At 62.6% G+C, this 13,075-nt stretch carries 13 protein-coding genes and 1 tRNA gene; 7 read left to right on the forward strand and 7 right to left on the reverse strand.

Annotation, left to right across the window (positions count from 1 at the left end):
- The 3 genes from VIM98_RS01180 to VIM98_RS01190 all read left to right on the forward strand — a co-directional run.
- Positions 1 to 422 (forward strand): thiamine pyrophosphate-dependent enzyme (locus tag VIM98_RS01180; RefSeq protein WP_331991258.1); only part of this gene is annotated, 422 nt, incomplete at its 5' end.
- Between the two features lie 3 nt (positions 423 to 425).
- Positions 426 to 1,406 carry an alpha-ketoacid dehydrogenase subunit beta gene (locus VIM98_RS01185; protein WP_331991259.1) on the forward strand — a complete coding sequence of 327 codons (981 nt, stop codon included), beginning with the start codon at positions 426 to 428 and terminating at the stop codon, positions 1,404 to 1,406.
- 158 nt (positions 1,407 to 1,564) lie between these two features.
- Positions 1,565 to 2,959: a dihydrolipoamide acetyltransferase family protein gene (locus tag VIM98_RS01190; RefSeq protein WP_331991260.1), complete on the forward strand. Its 1,395-nt coding sequence runs from the start codon at positions 1,565 to 1,567 to the stop codon at positions 2,957 to 2,959.
- Between the two features lie 56 nt (positions 2,960 to 3,015).
- On the opposite strand, the gene VIM98_RS01195 is transcribed toward VIM98_RS01190, so the two are convergent.
- Complete coding sequence (locus VIM98_RS01195) at positions 3,016 to 5,262, reverse strand: glycoside hydrolase (RefSeq protein ID WP_331991261.1); 2,247 nt, start codon at positions 5,260 to 5,262, stop codon at positions 3,016 to 3,018.
- A gap of 193 nt (positions 5,263 to 5,455) precedes the next feature.
- On the opposite strand from VIM98_RS01195, the gene VIM98_RS01200 reads away from it, so the two are divergent.
- Complete coding sequence (locus VIM98_RS01200) at positions 5,456 to 5,839, forward strand: VOC family protein (protein ID WP_331991262.1); 384 nt, start codon at positions 5,456 to 5,458, stop codon at positions 5,837 to 5,839.
- Between the two features lie 37 nt (positions 5,840 to 5,876).
- Complete coding sequence (gene panE / locus VIM98_RS01205; protein WP_331991263.1) at positions 5,877 to 6,794, forward strand: 2-dehydropantoate 2-reductase; 918 nt, start codon at positions 5,877 to 5,879, stop codon at positions 6,792 to 6,794.
- Positions 6,795 to 6,942: 148 nt separating this feature from the next.
- Here the strand turns inward: panE and VIM98_RS01210 are convergent, their stop codons facing one another.
- From VIM98_RS01210 to VIM98_RS01225, 4 genes are all read right to left on the reverse strand, one after another.
- Positions 6,943 to 7,263, reverse strand: a complete 321-nt coding sequence (locus VIM98_RS01210) for a hypothetical protein (RefSeq protein WP_331991264.1) — start codon at positions 7,261 to 7,263, stop codon at positions 6,943 to 6,945.
- 35 nt (positions 7,264 to 7,298) lie between these two features.
- Positions 7,299 to 8,663, reverse strand: coding sequence for a tryptophan--tRNA ligase (locus VIM98_RS01215; protein ID WP_331991265.1), 1,365 nt, complete (start codon positions 8,661 to 8,663; stop codon positions 7,299 to 7,301).
- A gap of 15 nt (positions 8,664 to 8,678) precedes the next feature.
- Positions 8,679 to 9,605 (reverse strand): arginase, encoded by a 927-nt coding sequence (gene rocF, locus VIM98_RS01220; RefSeq protein WP_331991266.1) that lies wholly within the window; start codon positions 9,603 to 9,605, stop codon positions 8,679 to 8,681.
- Positions 9,606 to 9,688: 83 nt separating this feature from the next.
- Entirely contained in the window at positions 9,689 to 10,657 is a 969-nt protein-coding gene (locus VIM98_RS01225; protein WP_331991267.1) for a patatin-like phospholipase family protein, read from the reverse strand.
- A gap of 177 nt (positions 10,658 to 10,834) precedes the next feature.
- Here VIM98_RS01225 and VIM98_RS01230 point away from each other — a divergent pair, with 177 nt between their 5' ends.
- Entirely contained in the window at positions 10,835 to 11,584 is a 750-nt protein-coding gene (locus VIM98_RS01230) for a DNA/RNA non-specific endonuclease (RefSeq protein WP_331991268.1), read from the forward strand.
- A 298-nt stretch (positions 11,585 to 11,882) separates the two neighbouring features.
- Entirely contained in the window at positions 11,883 to 12,404 is a 522-nt protein-coding gene (locus VIM98_RS01235; protein ID WP_331991269.1) for a GNAT family N-acetyltransferase, read from the forward strand.
- Between the two features lie 42 nt (positions 12,405 to 12,446).
- On the opposite strand, the gene VIM98_RS01240 is transcribed toward VIM98_RS01235, so the two are convergent.
- Together VIM98_RS01240 and VIM98_RS01245 are read right to left on the reverse strand one after the other, a co-directional pair.
- A tRNA-Thr gene (locus tag VIM98_RS01240) sits at positions 12,447 to 12,522 on the reverse strand.
- Positions 12,523 to 12,568: 46 nt separating this feature from the next.
- A partial coding sequence (locus VIM98_RS01245; RefSeq protein WP_331991270.1) for an SPOR domain-containing protein occupies positions 12,569 to 13,075 on the reverse strand: 507 nt, incomplete at its 5' end.

Raw genomic sequence — 13,075 nt, forward strand, 5'->3', positions numbered from 1 at the left:
GCATCCAGGTCGACGGCAACGACATCATCGCCGTGCGCAAGGCGATGGAGGACGCGCTCGAGCGCGCCCGCAACGGCGAGGGCGGCAGCGTGCTGGAACTGGTCACCTACCGCCTGTCGGACCACACCACCGCCGACGACGCCCGCCGCTACCGCGGCGAGCAGGAAGTGAAGGACGCCTGGGCCAAGGAGCCGATGAAGCGCCTGCGCGCGTGGCTGGTGGCCAGGAAGGTATGGGACGACGCCAAGGAAGAAGCCTGGAAGGCCGAGTGCGACGAGTGGATGGACAACGAGGTCAACGCCTACCTCGAGACCAAGACCCAGCCCGTCACCGCGATGTTCGACTACACCTTCGCCGAAGTACCGGCGGACCTCGCCAAGCAGCGCGATCTGGCCATTTCGCTTGACAAGAAGGCCCACTAAGCCATGGCACAAATCACTCTTATCGAAGCCGTCACCCAGGCGCTGGCCTACGAAATGGCGCACGACCCGAGCGTCGTGGTGCTGGGCGAGGACGTGGGTGTCAACGGCGGCGTGTTCCGCGCCACCCAGGGCCTGCAGGAAAAGTTCGGCGAGCTGCGCGTACTCGATACCCCGCTGGACGAAACGACCATTGCCGGCGTCACCGTCGGCATGGCCGCCCAAGGCATGAAACCGGTAGCCGAAGCCCAGTTCGAAGGCTTCATCTACCCGATGATGGAACAGATCGCCTGTCACGCCGCGCGCCTGCGCAACCGCACGCGCGGTCGCATCACCGTGCCGGCCGTGTGGCGCGCCCCGTGGGGCGGCGGCATTCGCGCGCCGGAGCATCACTCCGAAGCGAACGAGCACCTGTTCACCAACATTCCCGGCCTGCGCGTGGTCATGCCCTCGTCGCCGGCACGCGCCTACGGCCTGCTGCTTGCCGCGATCCGCGACCCGGATCCGGTGATGTTCTTCGAGCCTAAGCGCATCTACCGTCAGTACAAGGAAGAAGTGCCCGATGATGGCGAGGCGCTGCCGCTGGATGTGTGCTTCGTGCTGCGTGACGGTACCGACGTCACCATCGTGACCTGGGGCGCGCAGGTGAAGGAAGCCCTCGAAGCGGCCGACGCGCTCGCCGAAGAAGGCATCAGCGCCGAAGTCATCGACGTGGCCACACTCACCCCGCTGGATTTCGACACCATCGCCGAATCGGTGCAGAAGACCGGCCGCTGCGTGATCGTGCACGAAGCGCCCAAGACCGCTGGCTTCGGTGCGGAAATTGCCGCGCGCGTCGCCGAGGAGTGCCTGTACGATCTGCTGGCACCGGTCGAGCGCGTCACGGGCTACGACACGCACATACCGCTCTTCCGCCTGGAGATGAAGTACCTGCCAAGCACTGAGCGCGTGGTGGAAGCAGCCAAGCGCACGCTGGCGGCAAGCTAAGCAGCACAACAACGAAGCGTACCGGCGAAAGCCGGAATCCAGTGGAACATGCAGTGCGAAGCACACGAAACCTTCCCGCACGCTGAAAGACACTGAGCCCCGGCAAGCGCCGGGGCGACGCTCCAAGAACATCAAGTCATACCTCGAGAACCGAACTCATGGCCGACATCAAAACCTTCTACCTGCCCGACCTCGGCGAAGGCCTTCCCGACGCAACCATCGTCGAGTGGCATGTCAAGGAAGGCGACACGATCAAGCTCGACGCCCCGCTGGTGTCGATGGAAACGGCCAAGGCCGTGGTCGACGTGCCTTCGCCGTATACCGGCAAGGTCACCAAGCTGCACGGTGCAGCCGGCGACATCATCGAGACCGGTGCCGCGCTGGCCGAGTTCGAGCCCGATCCGAATGCCAAGCAGCGTGCCGAAGCCGAATCCACTGGCCATCACCATGGCCCCAAGAAGAGCGTCGGCAGCGCCGCTCCGGACCATAGCGCCAAGGTCGTCGCCTCCGACGAGGGCGGCGAGATCGATGCCGCCTCCAAGGGCACCCCTGGCCGCGAAGACGAAGGCACCGTGGTCGGCGCGATGGTCAGTGGCAATCACGTGCATGTCGAGCAAGTCAGCTCCGTCGGCGGCGTGAAGGCCGTACCGGCAGTGCGCGCGCTGGCCAAAAAGCTCAAGGTCGACCTCGCTCGCGTGCGCCCGACCGGTGCCGACGGCGTGGTCACCATGAAGGACGTCAAGGATGCCGCCGCCAACGGTTCGGCTCCGCTGGGTGCGGCTGCGGCAGCGCGTGCCGTACCGGACGATGCAGGCCGTCACCTCGCTCCGCGCCTGCCCGAGCCGGAACCGGCCCGTGGCCCAACCTCGCTGGCCGGCAAGCCGGTGCGCACCTCCTCGCCGAGCGTGCACGCCAGCGGCCAGCCGGAACAGCTCAAAGGCGTCCGCCGCAACATGGCCCGCGTGATGGCCGAGGCACATGCCAACGTCGTCCCGACCACTCTGGTGGACGACGCCGACCTGCACGCATGGATCGGCAAGCAGGACATCACCGCGCGCCTGATCCGCGCCATCGTTGCCGCCTGCAAGGCCGTACCGGCGCTCAATGCATGGTTCGACGGCAAGAACCTGACCCGCACGCTGCATCGCCACGTAGATATCGGCATCGCCGTGGACACCGAGGAAGGTCTGTTCGTACCGGCGCTGCGCAATGCCGACGTGCTCGACGGCGCCGGCATTCGTGCCGCGATCAAGCGTCTGCGCCATTCGGTGGAAGACCGCAGCATCCCGGCGTCGGAGCTGTCCGGCTATACCATCAGCCTGTCCAACTTCGGCATGTTCGCCGGCCGTTATGCAACGCCGGTGGTGGTGCCCCCGTGCGTGGCGATCATTGGCGCGGGCAAACTGAGCCACGATGTGGTCGCGGTCATGGGTGGCGTCGAAGTGCACCGCCGCATGCCAATTTCGCTCACTTTCGACCACCGCGCAGCGACCGGTGGCGAAGCTGCCCGCTTCCTGAAAGCGCTGCTGGACGATCTGGCCCAGCCGAACTGATTCGTACCGGAAGCAAGAGAAAGGCGCCGCAAGGCGCCTTTCTTGTATCAAGGCACCTACGGCCGATACTGTAAAACATTGCCGCCAGGCCGAATCGCCGTAATGCTCCGCGCAGGATAGCGCTCGCCACCTGTCTCGCGCGAAACCGTGGCGAAATTGGCCACCAATCGCGTGCCGTCGGCAAAGGTCGTTTGCTGCAACAGGCGATCGGCGGACAACCACGCAAATCCCGTCAGTGCCTGTTGCGCCAACGCGCGGTGTAACGGTTGAAAGAAACGATCCATGCGTAACATCGCCGGCAATCGCGCCTCAAGCGTGCCTTCGCTCAGGTGATAGAGCGGCGGTACGTTGTAGAGCAACTGCGTCAACTCGTTTTCGACATGCACATTGGTGAGCTTGAGATTGTCGAAGAACCAATGATGGGTCGTCAGGAGCGCATCGTGGAAGACCGTTTGATAAAGCGGCAGCCGATATAACGGGTCGAAGTGCACCGTGCGATACGGCTCTTTCATCGGCGTCTGCTTGAAGAACATCTTTGGCTCGTCGGACGGGTACCAACCGCCAAGATTGTATGGGGATGGTTTTTTCCTGGCCGTGCCTAATTCGAGCTCGGGATCGCCCCACCCCATGACCGGCGTTTGCATGCCATGTGCAAACAGATAGCCGCGCGCCGTGACCGCGTTGCCGTCCTCGGAACCGGTCGGCAGCTGCAATACCTCGGTAAGCCAACGCAAATTGGCCACGTTACCGGCGGCGTTTTGAGCCTGGGTCAATGTTGCGTCGCGACGATAGCTGTCGAAGACCATTCCCGCGCCATAGGCGTCCAGAAACCAGCTGTTGAAAGGCGCGGCCTGTCGCACCGCACGCACCCGCGCCTCAAGCAAAGGACGTACACAGCGAGGATCGGTGTAGTGCCCGGACTGCTTGAATCCTGCTTGCGGCGTGCCGTCCTGGCGGATAATGGCGCAATCTTCATACGCCTTCTTTCCCAGATGCGCCGTCGTCCAATCGAGCTTCTCGCGCTCCGGCAACGCCGTTTCGTAGGAATCGTAAGGCGCCACCAGATAGCCGGCGCGGACCGCTGCCGACACGGTCTCCGGATGCCATAACCCGCCTTCCCAACCTGCGCCGAGTCCGAGCCACAACCGCGCAAGACCGGCCTCGCGCAAGCGTTCGACCGTCGTCAGCGAGACGCCGGCACCCCACGTCGACGGATCGCCCTGCAAGGCTTGGCCAAACACAGCGGCAGCTTGGTCGCGGACCCGGGCATAGCTTTCGGCAAGCAGGCTTGCATCGGCGGGATCGTGCATCCAGCGCGAGCGCGCTTCATCCTGCAAGGCTTGATTCAATGCCGCGACAAGCGCGCGTTTTTCATAAGCGGTGGGATGAGCCGGCCATTGCTTGATCAATCTGCGCGCATCGGCATCGAAGCGGTCGCCGATCGTGCGCGCGAATGGATCGTTGCCACGCAACACCTCCAGCAAGGTCGGCCATCGCTTTACGTCCCTGGGTGAGAGCAGACCATCGCCCCACACGTAGATATGCGTGGCGCCCAGTAGCTTTTCGGCATCCGGCGTCCGTCTCAGTTTGTCAGCGATCGTTTCGAATTGACCGGTTGTCTGCAGCCACTGGCGATAACGCTTGGCACCCGCCAGGACGTCATCCGATCCGAGATGCAGCAAAAAGGTCAAAGGCGCATAGGCCTCCAGCGAGGTGAACCGATGGCTGACACCGATCGCGATACCGTCGCCGTCGGGACGGAAATGCAGCTGATTGTGGAAGGGCTCGGTCAGCAGCCAGTTGGGCGTGAATCCGTCATGCGCGTTGCTCCACAACGGCAGACTCAAGTTCTGCGTGGAATCGGCTTGCGCGAAGTGCTCGGCAAAGAAGTTTTGCCAAGTCTTGTCTCCACGGGGCACATAGCGCCCTTCGGCAAGCGGAAGCATCAAGCCGTTTCCCATCGCCACGCCAGGCTGATGCAGGAAGTCCAGGGAACCCGGTCGGGTGGCATGCACCGTCAAGGCCAGGTCCATCCCATCCAGACGGGCCTCCACACGGTAAGCACCGTCGTCCCATTGCCAACGCGCCATCGTTGCCGACGCATCTAGCTTTTCTACCCGATGCGCTGTAACACCCGACGATACAACGACGGTTTCCCGGCCGGAGGGCGCCGCTTGTATAGCAAGCGTTTGCGGGTCGATCGACACTCTCCATTGCGCGTTTTCCAGGGCAACCTCGGCCCATGCGGGACAGGCGAGTGCCGCAAGCGAAGTCAACGTAAATCGAGCGATAAAACGAAACATGTGTGTCCTTTCCATGGAACGTCAAAGCATGGCCACGCCGCCACACCTGGATATCATCCGTGTCGCGTGAGACCGCCGATATAGCGTTAGTCCTAGAAGCGCTGTCGTTAAACCGACATCCGTGGACTTTTGGGCTTGATGAAAGTTCTACACCCTCGGCTTTATAGTCGGGCGGCACCCGCGGGAGATCGCCATGCACCATAGCCGCTTGAGCACGCTTGTGATCGATTGCCAGACTGGCGACCTTAGCGACGCCGTCGAATTCTGGAGCCTGGCTCTGGGCAAGAACGTGGAAAGCTACGATGAGGACGGCGACGGCAAATACGCCAGGCTTCATACCGAGAATGACGAGCCCGTTGTCCTGCTGCAGAAGGTTACCCACGATAGCCGTGTGCATCTGGACATCGAGACCGACGATATCGAAGCGGAAGCCGACCGGCTGGAGCGTCTGGGCGCCAAGCGCGTCAACAAGGTGCAAGACCGCTGGTGGGTCATGGAGGCGCCCAGCGGACACCGCTTCTGTGTAGTCCGTCAGCAGCGCAAACCTTTCGGACCTCACCTCAACACATGGACTTGAGCGATACTTCCATCGTCTATTCGCGGAGTTCGTCATCATGCGTATCCTGGTCGTTGGCGCCGGTGCCATCGGTGGCTATTTCGGTGGGCGGTTGCTCGAAAACGGTCAGGACGTCACCTTTCTGGTACGTCCTGCGCGCGCGGCAAAGCTGGCCGCCGATGGCCTGACGCTTCGCAGCAGCTTGGGCGACTTTCACCGCGATGCGCCGGCGACGCTTACCGCCGCGACGCTCGACCGGCATTACGACCTGATTCTGCTCAGTTGCAAGGCATATGACCTGGATCGGGCTATCGCCGATATCGCGCCGGCGGTCGGTCCGGAGACGACGATCCTGCCGCTGCTCAATGGCATGCAGCATATGGATCGGCTCGACGAGCGTTTCGGCGCGGACCGCGTGCTCGGCGGGCAATGCGTCATCGCCGCAACAGTCGATGCCGACGGCGTGGTGCGCCATCTCAATACCTCGCACAGCCTGACCTACGGCGAACGCGATGGCAGTGAGTCGGCACGCATTGCATCGATCCGCAGTGCCATGGCCGGTGCCAAGTTCGAACCGCGCGCCAGCAACAACATCCTGCAGGACATGTGGGATAAATGGGTATTCCTGACCACGCTCGCCGGCATGACCTGCCTGATGCGCGCATCGGTCGGAGACATCATGCGGGCGCCCGGCGGCAAGGAGACCACGCTCGCGTTGCTGGAAACCTGTCGGAGCGTTGCCGGACATGCCGGTCATCCGCCGCACGATGCCGTACTGGCCCGAGCTCGTGCAACGTTGACCGAAGGAGGTTCATCGCTGACCGCATCCATGCTGCGCGACCTGGAAGGCGGAAAGGCCGTCGAGGCGGATCATGTGGTCGGAGACATGCTGGCGCGTGTCGCGCCGGGTGTGGATGCCGCGGTGTTGCGGGCGGCTTATGCGCATTTGAAGGCGTACGAAATTCGGCGAGGCTGAGAGCCCCTCACTCCGCCCCTCTCCCCCGGCGAAGCCAAAAGAGCGAACAGGTTACGCAAGCGCGAAGTATTGAGACTTACCTCAGTCAGGCTCCCTCTCTCTCCTGGCTTCGCCCGGGGAGAGAGCCGGGGTCAGGGGCAGCCCTACGTCAGCGTCGCCGCCAGATCATCGCGCGCAGGATCGCACCTGCCACCAGCACGCCCACACAGGCCCCATACCCATAAAGCGCCGGCAGCACCTGTTGCCAGATCGCGCCGCTCGATGGCCCGAACTGACCGACCTGCGGCACGCGCACGGTATCGAAGCCCAGCAACGCACACCCGACCGCGGCACTGGCGGCAAGCAACAAGACCAGTGCATCCAGGCTACGCCGCCCTGCCGTACGCGGCAGGCTCTTGGGATAAGCCCAATAGACCCAGCCAAGAATCAATAGCCAGGGTGCGAGCAATAAAATGGCGAGAAAACGCATCGATTCCCCCTGAAACGTCGTGCCCGCCGGTCACGTCACTCCTGCGCGGCGAGCTGATCCAAGGCTTCGCGCAAGCGCAACAGAGCCTCATCGCGTGCCGGTTCGTCGCCGTACTCGGGCGTGTCGCCAATATGCTCGCCATCGACTTCCAAAGCCATGCCAAGCTGACGCACCTGCCAGACGGCGCCGGCCGAGCCCAGGCTCTTCAAGCGCTTCTGCGTCACACCGGCCGACTTCGGGTCGGCAAACGAACGGGATAGCAACAGCTCTTCGCCATCGGCGGAGAACAGGCGGAAACGGAAGCTACCACTGTCGTCGCGGAAACTGACCAGACGCGGCAATTTGCCCTGCTTGCCCTCAGGTTTGTTTTTGTCGGCTGCCGGTGCCAACGCCGCGCCGGAACGCAGACCGATCGTGTCGCGCAGCCGCGCGATCAGGGGAGCGGCCACCGCGCGCGCCTTCCGCGCGCCTTCCTGCAGAATGTCCTCGATGACCTGCGGCTTGGCGATCAGCTCGTCATAGCGTTCGCGCATCGGTGCCACGTCGGCTTCGATACGCTCGTACATGACCTGCTTGGCTTCGCCCCAGCCGATGCCATCCTCAAGCGCCTTGCGAAACGCGGCGGTTTCCGGTTCGCTCGCAAATGCGCTGAAAATGGTCAACAGCGACGTGCTCCCCGGATCCTTCGGTTCGCCAGGCAATCGCGAATCGGTGACGATACGCATGATCGTCTCGCGCAGATGCTTGGCGCCGCCAGCGAACAGTGGAATGGTGTTGTCGTAGCTCTTGGACATCTTGCGGCCATCCAGGCCGGGAAGCGTGGCGACCTGTTCTTCGATGGCCACCTCCGGCAACACGAAGAAATCGCCGCCGTAAATGTGATTGAAGCGCTGTGCGATATCGCGTGCCATTTCGATATGCTGAATCTGGTCGCGACCGACCGGCACCTGGTTCGCGTTGAACGCAAGGATATCGGCGGCCATCAGCACCGGGTACATGTACAGACCCGCCGTCACACCCGCATCGGCGTCTTCGCCGGCCTCCACATTCTTGTCCACCGCCGCCTTGTAAGCATGCGCGCGATTGAGCAGACCCTTCGCTGTGACGCAAGTCAGGAACCAGGTCAGCTCGGGAATCTCGGGAATATCGGACTGGCGGTAGAACGTCACACGCGACGGATCGAGGCCGGCGGCCAGCCATGTCGCGGCGATTTCCAGGCGCGAGCGTTCGATCCTCTGCGGATCGTCGCTCTTGATCAGCGCGTGGTAGTCCGCCATGAAAAAGAACGCATCCACGTCGGCGCGGCGGCTGGCCGCGATAGCCGGCCTGATGGCGCCAACGTAGTTGCCCAGATGCGGGGTGCCGGTGGTGGTAATACCTGTAAGGACGCGAGTCTGCATGAGCGATGGGTGGCTTTACGAGTAATGGCGGATAAGCGTGGATTTGCCGAACAGCGATTCGACCAAGTCTACGGCCAATTTCGCCGTCTGGTTTCGCTTATCGAAAGCCGGGTTCAGTTCGACGATATCCAGCGAACCCAGGCGTCCGGTATCGGCGATCATTTCCATGCACAACTGCGCTTCGCGGTAGTTCGGCCCACCGCGCACCGTGGTGCCCACACCCGGCGCGATCGAAGGATCGAGAAAATCGACATCGAAGCTGACGTGCAGATGGGTATTCTCGTCGACATCGGCCAGTGCTTCTTCCATCGTACGCTTCATGCCGACTTCATCGATATGACGCATATCGAAGATCCCGACGTTTGCCTCGCGCACCAACCGCTTTTCGCCCTCATCGACCGAGCGGATACCGATCTGGCGGAAGGTTTCGGGTGTGGTTGCCGGCACATGCCCGCTGAGTTCGATCAGCTCACGCGGCCCCGTGCCGCACAAGCAGGCTACAGGCATGCCGTGGATATTGCCCGAGGGGGTAACCTCGGCGGTGTTGAAATCGGCATGCGCATCGAGCCAGAGCACGCGCAGGCGTTTGCCCTGCGCCCGGCAGTGGCGTGCCACGGCGCTGATGGAACCGATCGCCAGGCAATGATCGCCACCGAGTACGATCGGCAGACGGTGCTCGCCCAAGGCGGCCGATACAGCCTCGAATACCGCCCGGTTCCAGGCGACGACCTCCGGCAAGTGGCGGTAGCCACCGATCGGCGGCTGCCAGGGATTGAGCGGCCCTTGCAGATTGCCGCGATCGATCACATCCAGTCCGCGCCGGCCGAGCTTCTCAGCCAGGTTGGCTACGCGCAGGGCCTCCGGGCCCATCGACGCGCCACGATGACCTGCACCGATATCGGTCGGTGCGCCAATCAACGAAATTGCCTGATGCTTACCCATGCTTCCTCAATACGTCACGCTAGGCGACCGGGATGACCCTCCCAAGTTTACAGGAAGCCCGTTATACCTTTGAAATTGGGGAGTTAGAGGCCGAACCTGTCAATCCAGGCTACTTTTCCGCCACGTTGGCCCAGCAGTTCGCCTTCCGTCCGCCACCAGGCATCCGCGGCGGCCCAGCCCTGCTCATGCAACTGGCGCAGACGATGTTGACGCGTATCCTGCGTACCTAACGCGTCGGCTGGCGCCACGACGTGCAGCTCCAGTCGCTTCAGGTGCTTTTCTTCCGACGAGAGCCAGAGCCTCGAATCGATCCGGTGCCAGGCGCTCGCCAGATCGCGCAGCTCACGCCAGAACGCCGCACCGAACGCCTGCTGCACGGAGATGTCGATCATATCGCGCGGTCGTTGCGGCGCTGCCGATAGGCGCAGCGGTTGCACCAGCACGCACAAAATGTCGTCGCCGGGCAAACCGAGCAGCGGCTCCAGCGTCGGGTTACCGGCGAAACCACCGTCCCAATATCCCTCGCCATCGATCTCGATCAACGGATGCCAGGGCGGCAGGCAGGCCGAGGCAAGCAAGGCATCGTGAGTGAGCCGATCGCCGTGGAATACCGTCAACGCGGCATCGCGCACACGTGTTGCCGCCACATACAACGCGATCGGTGAGCGGCGCAGCGACTCGATATCGAAAGTACCCTCCACGATCGGACGCAGTGCGTTGAAAGCCTGCGGCGATGCGCCGGGTGTCAGCCACGATGCATCGTGCAGCGCTTGCATGCCGGCGGCGAACCACTGATGCATGGCGCTCTGACGCGACACCGCATCCCAGAACTGCGCGAGCAAATCACGTGCGCCAGCGGCACCACCGCGCATCCAACCCTGTGCTAGGGCCGCGCCATTCATCGCACCGCTGCTGGTGCCGGATACTGCACTGACCGCAATGCCGGGGATCGTCAGCAGGCGATCGAGTACGCCCCATGTGAACGCACCGTGTGCGCCGCCGCCTTGCAGCGCCAGCTTGAGTGACATGCCCGTGGGAAATGCCTGCACCATGAGACGATCTTTCCTGTAGCGATAACGGCCGTCAATTCGCCAGGCTTGCGCCGGACTGTCGTAATTTCATGCATCGCGACCGCGTCCGCAAATTCGAACATTTCTTGTCGGAATTCACGTCATTGCAATGGCGACTCCGTAACGTCCTGGTTTCCTTTCAACCAGCTGGGGAACAACATGCATATGCGTCAGTGGCTGTTTGCGGTCAGCTTTCTCGTGTCCGGCGCCTGCTTTGCAGGTACTGCTTGTCCGAACTTTTTCGTCAGCGGCAGCAATCCGAGCATCGATGCGTCACTGACGCCGCGCACCACCGAGGTATGCCACACCGAATATGTGTTACTGGCGTCGGGCGTCACCAAGGACCCGGTGTATTCCGCCCAGCACCTGACCGCGGCACAAGTGGCCGGCGCCGACTCGATCAGTCGCACCGGTTCGTTCCATCAGGAAACCGGCATCCCCACCGCCGACCGCTCGCAGGATTCGGACTACACCAATAGCGGTTACGACCGTGGTCACATGACACCCGCCGGTGACGAATCGACCATCGATTCGGAGAAGGAATCGTTCTCCATGGCCAACGTCGTGCCGCAGGATCACAAGCTCAACACCGGCGAGTGGGCGAAGATCGAAGCGCAGGTGCGCAATCTTGCCACCCAGCTGGGCGAAGTCTATGTCGTGACTGGCCCCGCTTTCGATCCGGACAACATTCCGACCATCGGCAAGGACAAGGTCGCCGTGCCGGAATACACCTGGAAGGCCGTCTACGAGCCGGGCAAGGGCGCGGCCGCTTATCTGTGCGTCAACGATGACTCGATTACCTGCGACGTAGTCTCGCTCAACGACATCAAGACCCTGGCCGGCGTGGATCCGTTCCCGGCTCTCAGCAGCTCGATGCACAGCAACCCGATCGGCTTGCCGCTGCCCTGAAGCGGCAGTCGTGCGATGAAAAAAGCCCGCGAATTAGCGGGCTTTTTTGTGATCGAAGAGCTGCCCCTCACCCCGGCTCTCTCCCAGCCAACGCAAGTGCAAAATATTGATGTTCGCCTCAGCCAGGCTCCCTCTCCCCTGGCTCGCCGGGGGAGAGGGTCGGGGTAAGGGGCAACCTCGCACATATAAGCCACACAACGCTTTTCGCGATTTCCTGAGGTGACCATCGGCACCGGCGACACAAGCAACACCGGCCTAACATGTCCGCTTCGGGCAAACAGCCGGAGGCTTCGACCGCATGACTGCCATTCGCTACTTCACACCAACCGCAGCCGATGCCATCTCGCTGCGCGCCATGGCGCGCGAAGCTTTCGCCGATACCTTTGCGCACCTCTACGACGAAGCACCATTCGCGCATTTCCTCGATCGGTCGTATGGACCGGGCGGTTCCATGGAGTGCGATCTCGATAACCCTGCTGTCCGCTGGCTCATTGCCGCAACCGACGAAAAGACGATCGGATACGCCAAACTCTCACCGCTACGTGCGCCGGCACCCGAGCCACAACCCGGTGCCCTGGAACTGCAGCAGATCTACATCCTGCGTGCGTGGCACGGGCAAGGTATCGCCGATCGGCTGATGACGTGGGCACTGAACGACGCGCGCGAACAAGGCGCCCCGGAAATCTACTTGACCGTCTTCGATCATAACCAGCGAGCCAAGCGCTTCTACTCGCGTTACGGCTTTGCCGAAGTGGGCCGCTGCACGTTCACCCTGGGCGATCGCATCGACGATGACCGGGTGTGGCGAAAGAGCTTGTAGCCCACAAAAAAAGCCCGCGTTTTCGCGGGCTTTCTCTTTTTCTGGTGCCGACAGTCTGACTCGAACAGACGACCTACCGCTTACAAGGCGGTTGCTCTACCAACTGAGCTATGCCGGCATGGGCTGGGTAGTTTACTAGGTTCTGGCAAAGATCAGAAACCGGATCAAAAACAGCCGGTACTGTGCGAGCCCAGGCCCTGGACACGCACGCGGCTGCGCCAGTCGAAGTGCGCGTTATCCGCCACCGCCAGATCCAGCCAGTATTCGGGCACGGTCTCCGTACGCTCGCTCATCTGGGCGGGGAAGCCCGCCGCGACAATCTCATCGCGACGCTTGCGCGCATTGGCCGGATCCTTGAATAGCCCCAGGGAAACCGTATTGGGCTGATCCCCCGCACCGACCACGAAATAATCCTTGATATTGGCTGCGCTCAATCGACGTGCCTGTGCCAGCGCCTGATCCCGGCTGGAGCTCGCCGGCAGATAGACCCACCAGCCGCGCGATTGCGTCGTCTGCTCCTGGCGCGAGCGCATACGCACGGCCTGCGTGCTCAAGGCGGTTCGTGCATTGCGCATATCCAGCGGCGTGGCGAATGGACCGATGGCGATGCAGGTATAGACGTGCGAGTTGGCATTGGGGCGCACGGCGGGCGCGCTCTCGGCAACGGCAGG

The organism is Dyella sp. (genome assembly GCF_036568765.1).
Classification (GTDB): Bacteria; Pseudomonadota; Gammaproteobacteria; order Xanthomonadales; family Rhodanobacteraceae; genus GSA-30.